The sequence below is a fragment of the Paraburkholderia tropica genome, assembly GCF_900109265.1.
Lineage (GTDB): Bacteria > Pseudomonadota > Gammaproteobacteria > Burkholderiales > Burkholderiaceae > Paraburkholderia > Paraburkholderia tropica.
Genome location: NZ_FNZM01000010.1, coordinates 73700 through 89341, shown reverse-complemented (window position 1 = coordinate 89341; position 15642 = coordinate 73700). Strand labels below are relative to the sequence as shown.

The 15642-nt window shown below is 62.4% G+C and carries 14 protein-coding genes and 1 tRNA gene; 7 read left to right on the top strand and 8 right to left on the bottom strand.

The genetic code is table 11. The features are described from left to right. Nucleotides 1-183 precede the first annotated feature (183 nt). Together folD and BMY06_RS17880 are read left to right on the top strand one after the other, a co-directional pair. Entirely contained in the window at nucleotides 184-1038 is an 855-nt protein-coding gene (gene folD, locus BMY06_RS17885; RefSeq protein WP_074984410.1) for a bifunctional methylenetetrahydrofolate dehydrogenase/methenyltetrahydrofolate cyclohydrolase FolD, read from the top strand. 313 nt (nucleotides 1039-1351) lie between these two features. After that, nucleotides 1352-3448: a M3 family metallopeptidase gene (locus BMY06_RS17880; protein WP_074984408.1), complete on the top strand. Its 2097-nt coding sequence runs from the start codon at nucleotides 1352-1354 to the stop codon at nucleotides 3446-3448. A gap of 111 nt (nucleotides 3449-3559) precedes the next feature. Here BMY06_RS17880 and BMY06_RS17875 read toward each other — a convergent pair whose 3' ends face one another. After that, complete coding sequence (locus BMY06_RS17875; RefSeq protein WP_074984406.1) at nucleotides 3560-4858, bottom strand: amidohydrolase family protein; 1299 nt, start codon at nucleotides 4856-4858, stop codon at nucleotides 3560-3562. A 283-nt stretch (nucleotides 4859-5141) separates the two neighbouring features. On the opposite strand from BMY06_RS17875, the gene BMY06_RS17870 reads away from it, so the two are divergent. After that, entirely contained in the window at nucleotides 5142-5840 is a 699-nt protein-coding gene (locus BMY06_RS17870) for an aspartate/glutamate racemase family protein (protein ID WP_074984573.1), read from the top strand. Nucleotides 5841-5917: 77 nt separating this feature from the next. Here BMY06_RS17870 and BMY06_RS38770 read toward each other — a convergent pair whose 3' ends face one another. Genes BMY06_RS38770 through BMY06_RS17860 form a run of 3 tightly spaced genes read right to left on the bottom strand, consistent with a single transcriptional unit; the run spans nucleotide 5918 to nucleotide 7566 of the window. After that, the gene (locus BMY06_RS38770) at nucleotides 5918-6337 is read right to left on the bottom strand and encodes an OmpA family protein (protein ID WP_124261188.1); all 420 of its coding nucleotides are present in this window, start codon (nucleotides 6335-6337) and stop codon (nucleotides 5918-5920) included. Nucleotide 6338: 1 nt separating this feature from the next. Further along, nucleotides 6339-7034, bottom strand: coding sequence for a M35 family metalloendopeptidase (locus BMY06_RS17865; RefSeq protein ID WP_074984405.1), 696 nt, complete (start codon nucleotides 7032-7034; stop codon nucleotides 6339-6341). Nucleotide 7035: 1 nt separating this feature from the next. Further along, the gene (locus BMY06_RS17860; protein WP_074984403.1) at nucleotides 7036-7566 is read right to left on the bottom strand and encodes a PAAR domain-containing protein; all 531 of its coding nucleotides are present in this window, start codon (nucleotides 7564-7566) and stop codon (nucleotides 7036-7038) included. A 641-nt stretch (nucleotides 7567-8207) separates the two neighbouring features. Here BMY06_RS17860 and BMY06_RS17855 point away from each other — a divergent pair. Then, nucleotides 8208-8855, top strand: a complete 648-nt coding sequence (locus BMY06_RS17855) for a hypothetical protein (protein WP_124263161.1) — start codon at nucleotides 8208-8210, stop codon at nucleotides 8853-8855. Between the two features lie 170 nt (nucleotides 8856-9025). Here the strand turns inward: BMY06_RS17855 and BMY06_RS17850 are convergent. Both BMY06_RS17850 and BMY06_RS17845 read right to left on the bottom strand, forming a co-directional pair. Then, a tRNA-Met gene (locus BMY06_RS17850) sits at nucleotides 9026-9102 on the bottom strand. Between the two features lie 147 nt (nucleotides 9103-9249). Continuing rightward, the gene (locus BMY06_RS17845) at nucleotides 9250-9786 is read right to left on the bottom strand and encodes a PadR family transcriptional regulator (protein ID WP_065060287.1); all 537 of its coding nucleotides are present in this window, start codon (nucleotides 9784-9786) and stop codon (nucleotides 9250-9252) included. A 235-nt stretch (nucleotides 9787-10021) separates the two neighbouring features. Between BMY06_RS17845 and BMY06_RS17840 the strand changes: the two genes are divergently transcribed. Then, the gene (locus BMY06_RS17840; RefSeq protein ID WP_065060288.1) at nucleotides 10022-11011 is read left to right on the top strand and encodes an NAD(P)H-dependent flavin oxidoreductase; all 990 of its coding nucleotides are present in this window, start codon (nucleotides 10022-10024) and stop codon (nucleotides 11009-11011) included. An 88-nt stretch (nucleotides 11012-11099) separates the two neighbouring features. On the opposite strand, the gene BMY06_RS17835 is transcribed toward BMY06_RS17840, so the two are convergent. Next, entirely contained in the window at nucleotides 11100-11720 is a 621-nt protein-coding gene (locus tag BMY06_RS17835) for a 2-hydroxychromene-2-carboxylate isomerase (RefSeq protein ID WP_065060289.1), read from the bottom strand. A gap of 80 nt (nucleotides 11721-11800) precedes the next feature. Here BMY06_RS17835 and BMY06_RS17830 point away from each other — a divergent pair, with 80 nt between their 5' ends. Further along, a complete protein-coding gene (locus BMY06_RS17830) occupies nucleotides 11801-12529 on the top strand; it encodes an SDR family oxidoreductase (RefSeq protein ID WP_074984400.1) in 729 nt (242 codons plus the stop codon). 163 nt (nucleotides 12530-12692) lie between these two features. Then, nucleotides 12693-13478 carry an exodeoxyribonuclease III gene (gene xth, locus BMY06_RS17825; RefSeq protein WP_065060291.1) on the top strand — a complete coding sequence of 262 codons (786 nt, stop codon included), beginning with the start codon at nucleotides 12693-12695 and terminating at the stop codon, nucleotides 13476-13478. A 75-nt stretch (nucleotides 13479-13553) separates the two neighbouring features. Here the strand turns inward: xth and BMY06_RS17820 are convergent, their stop codons facing one another. Next, nucleotides 13554-15635 (bottom strand): prolyl oligopeptidase family serine peptidase, encoded by a 2082-nt coding sequence (locus BMY06_RS17820; protein ID WP_074984399.1) that lies wholly within the window; start codon nucleotides 15633-15635, stop codon nucleotides 13554-13556. Nucleotides 15636-15642 lie beyond the last annotated feature (7 nt).

Genomic DNA, 15642 nt, shown 5'->3' with positions numbered 1-15642 from the left:
AAGTCACGCCCGTCGCACGGGTATAATGTCGGCCTCCACAGCGGCGCCCGCTTTCGCGCGATTGTTCATCCGCGCGGCGACGCAGGATTCGCTTAGGATTCGCTTCGTTTGCGCCCCGCCGCTTGCCCCGGCGACTCGCGCTCCGCGCTTTTGTCATCTGCCTCACTCGACTCTCGACCGACCATGACTGCCACCCTCATCGACGGCCTCGCCCTCTCCAAGAAACTGCGCGCCGACGTCGCCACGCGCGCTGCCGCTCTCGCCGCACGCGGCCATCAGCCGGGCCTCGCGGTCGTGCTGGTCGGCGACAATCCGGCGAGCGAGGTCTACGTGCGCAACAAGATCAAGGCGTGCGAGGATAACGGCCTCCATTCGTCGTACGACCGCTATCCGGATACGCTCTCGGAAGCCGATCTGCTCAAGCGCATCGACGAACTGAACAACGATCCGAAGATCCACGGCATCCTCGTGCAACTGCCGCTGCCCAAGCATATCGACAGCCACAAGGTGATCGAAGCGATCGCGCCCGAGAAGGACGTCGACGGCTTCCACGTCGCCAACGCCGGCGCGCTCATGACCGGCCAGCCGCTGTTCCGCCCCTGCACGCCTTACGGCGTGATGAAGATGTTCGAGGAATACAAGATTCCGCTCGAAGGCGCGAACGCCGTGGTGATCGGCCGCTCGAACATCGTCGGCAAGCCGATGGCGCTGCTGCTGCTCGAAAAGGGCGCGACGGTCACGATCTGCCACAGCAAGACGCGCGACCTCGCGAATCACACGCTCGACGCGGACATCGTCGTGGCCGCCGTCGGCAAGCGCAACGTGCTGACCGCCGACATGATCAAGCCGGGCGCGACCGTGATCGACGTGGGCATGAACCGCGACGACAACGGCAAGCTGTGCGGCGACGTCGACTTCGCGGGCCTCAAGGACAAGGCCGGCTTCATCACGCCGGTGCCGGGCGGCGTCGGTCCGATGACCATCACCATGCTGCTCGTCAACACGATCGAAGCCGCGGAGCGCGCAGCCGGCGTGTAGGATCTCTGTTGGCCCGCTGTTTGCCGCCCGTTGCACCAAGCCTCGCATTGCGCGGCGCAACATGGCGCCGCCTGCGTCGATATTAAAAAAGCCCCGGAAATCCGGGGCTTTTTTACGCCTGATGCCCGTGCGCGCGCCGTTTCGCGCGTCGGGATTTCGCCGCCGCGAGCCGACTTCTGCTAATTTGCTCGCATGACCCGGTTGGAAAGCGCGCACTGCGCCCCAATAACCGATCTAACGAACCCACAGCCGGGGCGCGCGACCACGCGGCGCCCCGAATCGATTAACCGCGACAGAAGGAACAGGACGCACCATGGCAACGACTTCCTCCGATAATCCGCTGCTCGACTTCTCCGGCCTGCCGCGCTTCGGCGAAATCCGCCCCGAACACGTGACGCCCGCGCTCGACGTGCTGCTCGCGAACGCCAACGCCGCCGTCGAACGCGCCGCGCAACCAATGACGCCCGCGCAATGGAGCGACGTGGTCGAGCCCGTCGAGCGCGTCACCGAACCGCTCTCGCGCGCCTGGGGCGTGATCGGCCACCTGAACGCCGTCGCCGATACGCCCGAGCTGCGCGCCGTCTACGGCGAGAATCTGCCGCGCGTGACCGAGTTCTGGTCGAGCGTCGGCCAGAATCTCGCGCTGTACGAGAAGTACAAGGCCATCACGAATCACAACTCGTTTCAGTTGCTCACGAGCGAGCGCAAGAAGATTCTCGACAACGCGCTGCGCGACTTCCGCCTCTCGGGCGCGGAGTTGCCCGAAGAGCAGAAGCCGCGTTTCGCCGAATTGCAGGAGCGCCAGGCCGCGCTCTCGAAGGCGTTCTCGGACCACGTGCTCGACGCGACCAACGCCTACGCGTTCTACGCAAAGGACGAAAAGGAACTCGCCGGTCTGCCCGAAGACGTGATCGCCGCCGCGCGCGAAGCCGCCGAGCACGATAACCAGGAAGGCTGGAAGTTCACGCTGCACTTCCCCTCGTATTTCCCGGTGCTCCAGTATTCGGAAAACCGCGCAATGCGCGAAACGATGTACCGCGCCTACGTCACGCGCGCATCGGAACTTGGTCCGGTCTATGGCGGCGGCAAGCCTGAATGGGACAACACCGCGATCGTCGACGAACAGCTCAAGCTGCGCGCCGAAGAAGCGAAGATGCTCGGCTACAACAACTTCGCCGAAGTCTCGCTCACGCCGAAGATGGCCGAATCGCCCGCGCAGGTCATGAGCTTTCTCGAAGACCTCGCCACGCGCGCGCGTCCGCACGCCGAGAAAGACTGGGAAGAACTGCGCGAATTCGCCGCCAGCGAATTCGGCCTCACGCAACTCGAACCGTGGGACATGGCGTTCGCGGCCGAGCGTCTGCGCCAGAAGCGCTATTCGTTCTCCGAAAACGAGGTGAAGCAGTACTTCCCCGAAGACTTCGTGCTCAAGGGCCTCTTCAAGGTCACGGAAACGCTGTTCGGCGTGCGTATCCGCGACGACAGCGCGCCGGTCTGGAACAACGACGTGCGCTTCTTCCGCGTCGAGAACACCGACGGCTCACTGGTCGCGCAGTTCTATCTCGACCTCTACGCACGCGAAGGCAAGCGCGGCGGCGCATGGATGGACGACGCGCGCTCGCGCCGCAAGCTCGAAGCCAATGGCGTGCAGACGCCGGTCGCGTACCTCACCTGCAACTTCTCGGCGCCGGTGGGCGGCCGTCCGGCCTGCTTCACGCACGACGAAGTCATCACGCTGTTCCACGAGTTCGGCCACGGCCTGCATCACATGCTCACGCGCGTCGATGAACTCTCGGTCTCCGGCATCAACGGCGTGGAATGGGACGCGGTCGAACTGCCGTCGCAGTTCATGGAAAACTTCTGCTGGGAATGGGACGTCCTCACGGAGATGACCTCGCACGTCGATACGGCCAAGCCGCTGCCGCGCGAACTCTTCGACAAGATGCTCGCCGCCAAGAACTTCCAGAGCGGTCTGGGCACGCTGCGCCAGATCGTGTTCTCGATGTTCGACATGGCGCTGCACGTGGACTTCGACGCCTCGAAGGGCAAGACCGTGAACGAACTCGCGCGCGAAATCAACGAGCGTTATCACGTGATTCCGCAGGCGCCGTTCTCGCGCTGGCCGAATACGTTCAGCCACATCTTCGCGGGCGGCTACGCAGCGGGCTACTACAGCTACAAGTGGGCCGAAGTGCTGTCCGCCGACGCCTACGCGGCGTTCGAGGAAGCCGCGCAAGCCACGAAGTCGAGCGTGCTCGACGCGGCCACCGGCACGCGCTATCGCAAGGAGATTCTGGAAGTGGGCGGCAGCCGGCCGGCGATGGAATCGTTCAAGGCGTTCCGCGGCCGCGAGCCGAGCATCGACGCGCTGCTGCGCCACAACGGCATGGAGCAGCCGCCGGCGCATTGAGCTTCGCGGCGTTCACAGCGGTTCACGACCGCTACGCCGAAAAGCAAAACCGCGCACTTCGGTGCGCGGTTTTTTTATGGCCGCTCGATACCGCTGCTAGCGCTTCGTCATTCAGCGATGCAGCTTGAAATCGACGCTGCCAGGCCGTCCGTCGAGCGTGAGCGACGCGCGCTGCGGCGGTTGGCGGCTCACCACCCTGCCCCGGCTCACGACCGCGAGTCGCGCGGCGCGCAAACGAATTGCCTCGATCGGATCGCGGGCATCGAGCACGACGAGATTCGCGGCACAGCCCGGCGCGATGCCATAGCCTTCGAGCCCGAGAATCTGCGCGGGATTGACAGTAACCGCATCGAAGCATGCGCGCGTGGCGTCGACGCCCGTCATCTGCGCGACGTGCAAGCCCATGTGCGCGACTTCGAGCATGTCGCCCGAGCCGAAGCTGTACCACGGGTCCATCACGCAATCGTGGCCGAACGCGACCGTCACGCCCGCCGCCATCAACTCGGGCACGCGCGTCATGCCGCGCCGCTTCGGATAGGTGTCGGCGCGCCCCTGCAACGTGATGTTGATGAGCGGATTCGCGATCGCCGACACGCCCGACTCGCGAATCAGCGGAATCAGCTTGCTCACGTAGTAGTTGTCCATCGAGTGCATCGACGTCAGATGCGAACCAGTCACGCGCCCATGCAATCCGAGGCGGTGCGTCTGCGCCGCCAGCGTTTCGATGTGACGCGAGAGCGGATCGTCGGACTCATCGCAATGCATGTCCACGCGCAGGCCTTTTTCCGCGGCGAATTCGCAGAGCAGTCGCACGGATTCCGCGCCGTCGGCCATCGTGCGCTCGAAATGCGGAATGCCGCCGACCACGTCGACGCCCATCGCAATCGCACGCTTGAGATTGTCGAACGCGCCCGGACTGCGCAGTACGCCGTCTTGCGGAAAGGCCACGAGTTGCAGATCGAGATAAGGCGCGACGCGACGCTTCACTTCGAGCAGCGCCTCGACCGCGAGCAGTCGTTCGTCACAGACATCGACATGCGAGCGGATCGCGAGCAACCCGCGCGCGACGGCCCAATCGCAGTACTGTAACGCGCGTTCGACCAGCGCTTCCTGAGTGAGATGCGGTTTGAGTTCACCCCACAGCGCAATGCCTTCGAGCAGCGTGCCCGATGCGTTCACGCGCGGCAGCCCGTACGACAACGTGGCGTCCATGTGGAAATGCGCGTCGACGAATGGCGCGCTCACGAGCATGCCGCCCGCGTCGATCACCTCGCGCGCCTGGGCGTCCGCCTGCGTGTCGATATGCGGCTCGACGGCCACGATGCGCCCCGACTCGATACCGATATCGACAGTGGCATGGCCGGCGGGATGGCCATGCGCAAGCACGGCGCGGCGAACGATCAGGTCCATGGCGAAGCTCCTGGGTGGCGTCTTGTTGTGGGCCCGATGCGGCCAGCGCATCGCGGCATGTGATCCGATTCTATCGGCGACAGAAATGAGGTGCCAGTTCGGAAGCCACAGCGCAGCACCCATACACCCGCGCCCGACTGTACTGAAGTGATCGAATTTCGCGATAACTGTCCGCGCGCTGTGCCCAATCCGTATCGTGACACTTGCGCCGCACCGTACCTGTACAGCGCAGGACACACGCCTATACTCGTTCGATCCTTACCTCTTTCGGCATTGGCAGATGATGAAAACGATCGGCGTAATTGGCGGCATGAGCTGGGAATCGTCGGCGGAGTATTACCGCCTGCTCAACACGTATACGAAGGCACGGCTGGGCGGGCACCACAACGCGCGCAGCCTGATGGCGACCGTCGATTTCGCGGATATCGAAGCGCTCCAGCGCGCGGGCGACTGGGACGCGCTCGGCGTGCAGATGGCGCAGGCGGCGACGCAACTCGAACGCGGCAGCGCAGGGATCGTGCTGCTCGCGACCAACACGATGCATCGCGTGTGCGCGTCGATCGAAGCGGCGATCGCGATTCCCTTCCTGCATATCGCGGACCCGACCGGCGCGGCGCTACGCGCGGCGGGCGTCACACGCGTCGGCCTGCTGGGCACGCGCTACACGATGGAGCAGGACTTCTACGTGGGGCGGCTGCGCGACGTTCACGGCATCGAGGCGATCGTGCCCGACGACGCAGCGCGCGCCGACGTGCATCGCATCATCTATGACGAGCTGTGCCACGGGAATGTGAAAACAGAATCGCGACAGATTTATCAGCGCACGATCGAAGCGCTGGCACAGGCCGGGGCGCAAGCGGTGATACTCGGCTGCACCGAGATCACGCTGCTGATACGTGCTGAGGATTCCGCGCTGCCCGTGTTCGACACGACGGCGCTCCATGCGCAGGCGGCAGTGGATTGGGCGCTGAATGAAGCGTGACAGGAAGGCAAAGGTAGCGCCGCGCTGATGCGGCGCTGCAAAGGATAAAGCCCGCACGATTTGGCGTGCGAAAAACGTTACTTCTCCAGACATTCCGGAATAAGCGTTAATTCCGCTCTGGTTCCTGATGGCTCAAATTTGTCGTTTGGCAAGGCGGGCCTGTAAAGGTGCGCTGTGACTTCATACTGCGCTGCCTGCACGCCAAGCACGTCCAAGGTTTTCTTGACGACGTTCGCCCGCGCTTCTGCGATATGTTGAGCGTTATGCTCGCGCTTGTCCGCCAAGCCGGTAATAGAAACACCCTTAAGGACGGAGCGCTTACTATGCGTGTCTACGACCCAGTTTGCGAGTGAAAGAATCTCCGCATTACTTATCTCACTCGAATTAAATCCGAAATTTATATCTCTCGTTACGCCTGGAATCGGCGACGATCCCTCACAGGCGAGCGCACAAGGCATCGAAAGCGCGAGTGACAGCAACAGAATGACTCGTTTCAATTTAGTCGCCCTCGACAATATAGCCAGCAACACTATCGGCGTTATTGAGCGCAAGATCAGAATTCGATTGTGCCCAATCACGAAGCGTAAACGCAATCGTATATTGATGATCTTTGCTAGCCATTGTGTCCAGGAAGTGTGTGACTTCGTGAATTACGGTCGATACGCGCGAATCCGCATTGTCCGACCAATGCCGCATGGTGCAAAACAGCGGACTAATGCTAATAGTGTGCGTTGCCGTATCCGGCGCGCATACATGCGCGGCCTCCTGGCCAGACCTCGCAGGATTCGGCATACAACCTGTCGCTCTGTCGCGGTCGCTTCCAGTTCGAACGAAATTTGCCGGACTAAGCCCGCGCAGGACCGCGCTCACACGCGCTATACCGTTTAGCAGAATCGTGCGCGCTGTTTCATCATTTCGCCCAAACCAGCGCTGTACGCGTGCGCGCTCGTTCGGCGTCCACAACTTCAAGGCGCGCACGCGGGCTTCGACTAGTGGAACTGCACGCTGGAGAATGCTATTAATAATTTCTCTGAATTCTTTGTTGGACATGTCCTCGCAGATTCTTTCGGTATTGATTTTTACCGTTACCATCGATCCGGGATTCGTGTTTGTGACCGCAGTAGAATGAACCGTAATCCATTCTTCTTCATTGACTTTGAATCCATATTCATTTTTTCCAGGAAGATCGCTCATTTCATCTTCCCACAATGATTTCAACTTCTACCCGCCGCGATGTTTCCGTACTGATACGCACGGTGCGCCCCTCTGAGTCAGTCACGCCGCTTGCGACGACCGCTGAGTCAGATAGGACGCGATAGCGAACCTTCGAAAGTGCGCGCCCGGTGCTGTCAGTGAGCGTAAATTGCTCATCGTATGGGGCGCGCTGCATGTCCTGTAGTGCGGCGAGACTCGCGCTATAGCCCATTTCCCCCCATTCGTCCTCCCAGTTGTGAAAAGCACTTGCTTGCGACGCGTGGAAAACGGGCGGCGGTGAACACTTGCAGATGCAGATGTCGCCTTCCAGTGCCTGCTGCTTTCCGAGCATCGTTGCGGGATGGTGCGGACCTACCGACTCGATGTAACCGTTCGATTTACAACCTTCGCACCAGACCTGCGCGCCGATAAACGTAATCGGTATTCCGTGGTGCGTGCAGTTTTCCGCGCCTTCCAGGACAACACCGCCCGCCGTGGATTTATCTCCTAGCCTCAACAGATAACGCCTCATGTGCGTGCCTCCGTTCGATTGCAGGTATGGGAAACCGTACAGGTACGCGACCGGCACAGTCACGGCGGACCCTCCGCCGCTAACCGGTAATCGTCGAATTACGCAAGGGGGCAGACCATCAGACAATCTTTAAAGTGGAGTTTGATTTATCCGTTCTGCGTCGTGAGCGAAACGCGATTTGACATTCCACAAACTGAGCGTGCTATCGCAATTTATTCGGAAGCCAGAGCGCTTCCCGAATAAATGAACCCGCCCCAAGGGGCGCGTCTTTAGTTTCTACGGCTGTTTAAACGGCCTGGGAGCCTTTCACCATGCGCGAGCAATACCGCCGCTCTTCACGCCGACGCATGAGGAATTGTGGCGCATCTGGAAGGAACACCACAGCGAGATAGTGAGGCAGTTTGCCCTGGAAGTGCGGACAGGACGGCATGCGCTTGCGGAACTGAACGCGTTAGCGGCGGAAGAGTATTGGTACGTCCAGAAAGGACAGCTCGACGGTAAAGGACGCACGCAAGGCGATTGCGCGAATTCCACACAGGCCTGGAAATGAGATGGAGCGGATTGGACCGCTCACAGGGGACGAAGTACGGCGGCGCCAGGCGATACTATTAGCGCCAGCATTCAGAGCAAACGGGGGCTTGATGGAAGTACTGAAATGGATACTCGCCGCGCTGGGCGGTGCTTCGGCTGTGACTCTCGCGATCGTGTTGGGCATCTCCATCATTTTCAGAGACACGATAGCGGCTTGGCTAACCAGGCGAGTGGCCAAAAACCTAGAGCGCGACGCGGACCACTACAAGCACGAACTCGCGCGCGAAATGGAGAGGTACAAGGCTGAACTTGCCAGCAAACAGAGCGCAGAGCGCTTGCGTGCTGAAATGCGCAAGGTCGTAGCGGAGAAGATGTTTGCCTTAAAGCTTGATGCCTATCACGAAGTGCACGACGTGCTGGAACGTGTCCCTCATGATTTTCTCGCGAACGTCGGTTTGCCGCCGGAACAGCGCTGCACATACAGCGTGGTAATCCAGGATATGAGCAAATTTGCGGATACGGTCCAGCGCGTCAGTCTCTATCTGCCCGGGGAATTTCAGGACTCGTATCTGAAACTTCTTCGCCTCATGCAAAACGCAGCCGCCGATGAAGTGATATGGACACATACGCCACCGCGCACGACAACCCAGCCAGAGATGGCGGCCATACTTTTGCAGACCGTCAGATTGCTTTCCGACCTGATGGCCTTGCATCAACGTTTGCCCGACGATGTAGCAGACAGCCTGGTTCGGCCTTGAGGCCAGTGACGGTGAGGAACGAGACGCCAGATCAACAGGCAACAAAAAACCCGCTCAAGGCGGGTTCGATGTTTCGGAAAAAATCACCTAAGTTTCGCGGCGATTTTCCTACGGGCAAAACAGCGCGATTCCGTGATACACAAGAAACCGGCTGCAAGCCTTGACGGTATTGGTTGCGGGGACAGGATTTGAACCTGTGACCTTCGGGTTATGAGCCCGACGAGCTGCCAGACTGCTCCACCCCGCGTCCGTCAGAGAAAAGAATTATAGGACCACGATTCCTTTACGTCAACACTTTTTTCATCATCGTGTTCATGCGCCACCTGGTGCGATCGTTGCCCCACCCCATTACTTCGGCATCCGAATCATATTCAAACGGCGTGCGCACCGGGATTCAAGCCGCTTCATCGCCCACGATCGCACGCAATTCCTCGGCCCACGCAAGCCACTGGGTCTGCGTCTGAATACCCGCCTTGAGAATCGCATACTGCAATTGCTGGGCACGCGTGAGCTGCGCCGCACCGAAGTCGCGCCGCTCGATCTCGCGATAGGTCTCCAGCCGCGCGCTCGCCTCGTCGATCAAGCGCCGCAATTCCTCGCCGAGCCCCAGCGGACCAATCACCGCATCCGCCCGCAGCTTGAGCAGGAACACGTTGCGATCATCCACGCCGAGCCGCGTCTCGCGCACCCAGCGCGCGACTTCCTCGCGCCCGACGGGCAGCACCCGGTAAATCTTCTTGCGCGACGCCGCCGCGCCCTCCTCGACCACCGTCACCCATCCCGACGCAACCATGCGGCCGAGTTCGCGGTAGATCTGCTGATGCGTAGCCTGCCAGAAGTAGCCGATGGCCCGGTCGAAGCGCCGGGCAAGGTCGTAGCCCGACGACGGCTTTTCGAGCAGGGCGATGAGGATGGCGTGAGGAGTCGACATGCGGCGATTCTAAACCACGCCTCCCGCGCCGCCGCCCTGGTTCCGTCCCGAATATCTCCCGCCACGAATCTCCCGCCGCGGTTCCGAACGCGTCCCGAGAAACAGCACTATGCAACTGGTTGCATAGTGCTGTCGCCTTTGCTATGTTTAGCCCTGCCGGCGCGTGCAAGCGCCGCCCTACGAACAACGCGTCGGCGCCCATCGCGGGCCGCCGCCATCATCAAGGAGATAAGGGATGTCCCTGCCCGCCGTGCTGCGCCGTGGCCTGTCGATTCCGGTCGTCGGCTCGCCGCTCTTCATCATCTCGAACCCCGATCTCGTGATCGCGCAGTGCAAGGCAGGCGTGGTCGGCTCCTTCCCGGCGCTCAACGCGCGCCCCGAGCACGTGCTCGGCGAGTGGCTCGACCGCATCACCACCGAACTCGCCGAATACAACGCGAAGCACCCCGATCGCCCCGCCGCACCGTTCGCGGTGAATCAGATCGTCCACAAGTCGAACGATCGGCTGCAGCACGATCTGGGGATCTGCGCGCAATACAAGGTGCCGATCGTCATCACGTCGCTCGGCGCGCGCGAGGAAGTGAATCAGGCGGTGCATAGCTGGGGCGGCATCGTGCTGCACGACGTCATCAACAATAAGTTCGCGAAGAAAGCCATCGAGAAAGGCGCCGACGGTCTGATCGCCGTCGCGGCCGGCGCGGGCGGTCATGCGGGCACGCTCTCGCCGTTCGCGCTGATTCACGAGATCCGCGAATGGTTCGACGGCCCGCTGCTGCTCTCGGGCGCGATCGGCAACGGCAACGCGATTCTCGCCGCCCAGGCGGCGGGCGCGGACCTCGCGTATATCGGCTCGGCCTTCATCGCCACGCAGGAAGCGAACGCCGTCGAAGCCTACAAGCAGATGATCGTCGACAGCGACGCCGCCGATATCGTCTACTCGAATCTCTTCACGGGCGTGCACGGCAACTATCTGCGTTCGAGCATCGTCGCGAGCGGCCTCGATCCGGACGCGCTGCCGGAATCGGATCCCACGGCCATGAATTTCGGCTCTAACCGCGTGAAGCCGTGGAAGGACATCTGGGGTTCGGGCCAGGGCATCGGTGCAGTGAAAGCGATCGTGCCCGCCGCCGATCTGATCGCGCGTCTGAAGCGCGAATACGATGCGGCGCGTGAGCGGATCGGCGTGATGTCGGCGAGCGAAGCCGAAGCGCCCGCCGCGGCCTGATACGCGGCACGCGACAGGCACCATCGAAACGGGGAAGCGCATGTACCGCATCTGCGCTCCCCGCTCTGCCGCCAAGGCCGCTACAACACTACGCGCCGCCTTTCACGCGCACGATTTCGTCTTCGACATCGCGCAGTTGATCCTTCCCAAAGAACATCTCGTCGCCGACAAAGAACGTGGGCGCACCGAACGCACCGCGCTCGAACGCCCGTTGCGTATTCGCGAGCAGGCCCGCTTTCACATCGGCGTCGGCGAGCAGCGTTTCAAAACGCGCGACGTCGAATCCATCGGCTTGCAGCGTGGCGCGCAGCACGTCGGGATCGTCGAGCTTGAGGCCGTCCTCCCACATATGCGCGAACATGCGATCGACGTAACGTTCGAACACGCCCTCGCGCTGCGCCGCCACCGCGCCACGCATGATCTGCAGCGTATTCACCGGAAAATGCGGATTCATCCGGTACGCACTGAGGCCGTGCTTCGCGATAAACCGCTTCATCTCCACGAACAGATATTTGCGCTTGTTCTCGATCTGCGCGGTGCTTTCGGCCGGCGAGCGATTGCCCGTCATCTTGAACAGGCCGCCGAGCAGAATGGGCACATACTCGAAGCGCACGCCGTGACGCGCCTCGATCGCGGGAATGATCTTGTGGCTCAAATAAGCATTAGGACTGCCAAAGTCAAACAGAAACTGCACGCTGATGTCCTGCATTGTCGCTCCTCCATGCGTGTGTGAATTCGTTTGACGCATATTCCTCCATGCAGGCAAACATGACAAGGAGACAAACCACCATGACGCAAAAGAAAGCCGTGCTCGTGATCGGCGCAGGCGATGCAACCGGCAGCGCAATTGCCCGGCGTTTCGCACGCGAAGGCTATATCGCCTGCGTGACGCGCCGCCATGCCGACAAGCTCGCGCCGCTGGTCGCGCAGATCGAAGCCGAAGGCGGCATCGCGCACGCGTTCGGTTCGGACGCGCGCAAGGAAGAGGACATGATCGCGCTGTTTGCGGAGATCGAGGCGAACATCGCGCCCATCGAAGTCGCGATCTTCAATATCGGCGCGAACGTGCGTTTCAGCATCACCGAAACCACGGCGCGCGTGTATCACAAGGTGTGGGAAATGGCTTGTTTCGCGGGCTTTTTGATGGGACGCGAGGCGGCGAAAGTCATGCTGCCGCGCGCGCGCGGCTCGATCTTTTTCACCGGCGCGACAGCAAGCGTGCGCGGACGCGCGGGCTTCTCCGCCTTCGCGGGCGCGAAGCACGCGCTGCGCGCGCTCGCGCAATCGATGGCGCGCGAACTCGGGCCGGAAGGCGTGCACGTTGCGCAGATCATCGTCGATGGCGCGATCGATACCGAATTCATCCGCGAGAATTTTCCGGAGCGCTACAAGCTCAAGGAGCGCGACGGCATTCTGAATCCCGACCATATCGCCGACGCTTACTGGATGCTGCATCAGCAGCCGCGCGATGCGTGGACGCATGAACTCGACCTGCGTCCGTGGTTGGAGGAATGGTGAAATTTGCGCCCTTCGCGCGCGGGTTGACTCATGATCGCCCGCAGCCAGGTATGATGCGGGAAACGCCGGTTCGCGGCGCGCGTCCTTTCGCTTGACGCACGCGCGGCCGCCGGCCCGATTTGTCGCGCCTGCTTCACCGCGCTCATTACCTGTTCAGCAACTCATGAAAATCGCCACCTGGAACGTCAATTCCCTGAAGGTCCGCTTGCAGCACGTTATCGACTGGCTCGGCGAGAGCAAGGTCGACGTGCTCTGTCTTCAGGAACTGAAGCTCACCGACGATAAATACCCGCGCGCCGAACTCGAAGCGCAGGGTTATCGCAGCTGGTTCACCGGCCAGAAGACCTATAACGGCGTGGCCATTCTCGTGCGCGACGGCCTGAACGTCGACGAAAGCAGCGTCGTGCGCAATATTCCCGGCTTCGAAGATCCGCAGCAGCGCGTGGTTGCCGTGACGGTCGAAGGCACGCGCATCGTGTGCGCGTATTTCCCGAACGGTCAGGCGCCGGGCAGCGAAAAATTCGCGTACAAGCTCGACTGGCTCAACGCGATGCACGACTGGCTCGCCGCAGAAATGCAGCAGTATCCGAAGCTCGCGCTGCTCGGCGACTACAACATCGCGCCCGAAGACCGCGACGTGCACGACCCGAAAGCGTGGGAAGGCCAGAATCTCGTCTCGCCCGAGGAGCGCGCGCAGTTCCAGCGGCTCATCGCGCTCGGTTTCGTCGATGCGTTCCGCCAGTTCGAGCAGCCGGAAAAACTCTTTACGTGGTGGGATTACCGCATGTTCGCGTTCCGTCGCAACGCGGGCTTGCGCATCGACCACATTCTGCTTTCGCCCGCGCTCGCGACCACGCTCATCGCGTGCGAAGTCGACAAGGTGCCGCGCAAATGGGAGCAGCCGTCCGACCACACGCCGGTCATCGCCGAAGTCACGCTCGCGGCCTGAGCGCGCCGAATAGCCGCGCGCGAACACTCAAGCGCGCGGCGAACGTGAGGCGCGCACGCGCCTCACGCTGATCTTTCACCACGTCCCGCCGAGCGTGGTCCAGAGGAAGCGATAAACGAGCGCATCGTACTGCGCGCGTTCCAGCGAATCGCTGCCCGGCCCGTGGCCGCCTTCCGTGTTCTCCAGATACCAGACGTTCGCGTGCCCCTGCTCCTGCATGCGCGCGACCATCTTGCGCGCGTGCGCGGGATGCACGCGATCGTCGCTCGTCGAGGTCGTGAACAGCACCGGCGGATACGCAATGCCCGGCTTCACGCGTTGATACGGCGAGTACGCCGCGAGCGCGGCGCCTTCTTCGGCATCCTCGGGATCGCCGTATTCGTCCATCCACGATGCGCCCGCATGCAGCAGCGGATAACGCTCCATGTCGAGCAGCGGCACTTCGCAGACCACCGCGCCGAACAGCTCGGGCCGCTGCACCATGCACGCGCCGACCAGCAGCCCGCCGTTGCTGCCGCCCTTGATGCCGAGTTGCGGCGCGCTCGTATGGCCTTGCGACACCAGCGCCTGCGAGACGGCGATGAAGTCGTCGAACGAACGCTGCCGATGCTCGCGCTGCGCCTGTACGTGCCACGCCGTGCCGTATTCGCCGCCGCCGCGGATATGCGCGATCGCGACGATGCCGCCCTGCTCCAGCCAGCCGATGCCCGAGCCCACGAGATACTGCGGCGTCAGCGCGATCGAAAACCCGCCGTAACCCGTCAGCAGACACGGCAGCGGCTTGCGGGCGTCGCCTTCGAGCGCGGCGCGCGGACCGACGACCGTGAACGGCACCATCGTGCCGTCGGCCGAGCGGGCGTGCGAGCGGATCACCGTGAACGGCCCGGCGTCGAATTGCGTGGGCCAGCGGTCGAGCAATTCCCAGTTCTGCAGATCCTGCTGCGCGAGATCGGCGAGCCAGTATTCAGGCGGCAGCAGATAGTCGTCGACGTCGACGAACACTTCATCGTTGAGCGTGTCCTCGATCGGCGAGACATCGACCTGCGAACTCGCGCGGCCCGGAAAGCGGCGCGAATGCCACGTCCACGCGCCTTCGTGCTCGATCGGCTGCCAGAGCATCGTGCGGCTTTGCACGTCGTCGAGCCAGGACACGATCAAGACGTTTTTCGTATTGGTCCAGTCGCATGCGGACGTCACGGGCGTCGGCGTAAAGAGCGGCGTGAACGTGCGCTCGCCGGCCACGAACGCGTCCTCGCGGATCGCGAGCAGCGAACCGCCCGCATACGTGTGCGCGCCGATCGTCCAGTCGAGACGCGGTTCGAGCATGAGCCAGCCATGCCACGCGCCCACGGCCACGTGCGCAGGCACGTCATAGAGTTGCCATTCGCCGCGCTCATCCAGGCGATAGGTATGGGAATCGAAGAAGTCGACCGCGCGCACCACGTCGTGGCGTTGCTCGACCGGATCGTAGTCGCCCTCGACGCTGATGTCGTCGAACTCGCCACGAAACACCACGGGCGCATCGACGAGGCGCGTGCCGCGCGTCCAGCGCCGCACCTCGCGCGGATAACCCGAGCGCGTGAGCGTCTTCTTGCCGTGATCCCAGCCGACGTAAACCGTGTCGCGATCGATCCACGAAATCGTGTGCTTGCCTTCCTTCTCGATGCAGAAACCGCCATCGACGAACACGCGCCGTTCGAGATCGAACTCGCGCACCGTGACGGCGTCGGCGCCGCCATCGGAAAGCTGGATCAGCGCGCGGTCGCCATCGGGATACAGAATGTCGATGCCCGCGCAGACCCACGGCATGCCTTCAGCCGCGCCGAGCGCATCGAAGTCGAGCAGCGTTTCCCACACCGGTTGATGCGCGCGCCAGTCGGCCCATTTCGCGCGGCGCCACAGGCCCTTCGGATTGTCCTCGTCTTCCCAGAGATCGTAGGCCCATTCGAGCCAGCGGCTCGGAATCACCGGCCGTTCGCGCGGCAGATAGGCTTGCGCGAGGCGCTTCTCCAGCGCGTCGAAGCGCGCGCCGCCCTGCCACGCAGCACGCGTGCGCGCGTTCTGCGCCTCGACCCACGTCATGGCGGCGGGGTCGTCGAGCGATTCGAGGGAGAGAAAGGGATCGGCCTCGGCGGGCCAGGGAGAAATCACGGGCATGTTCGAT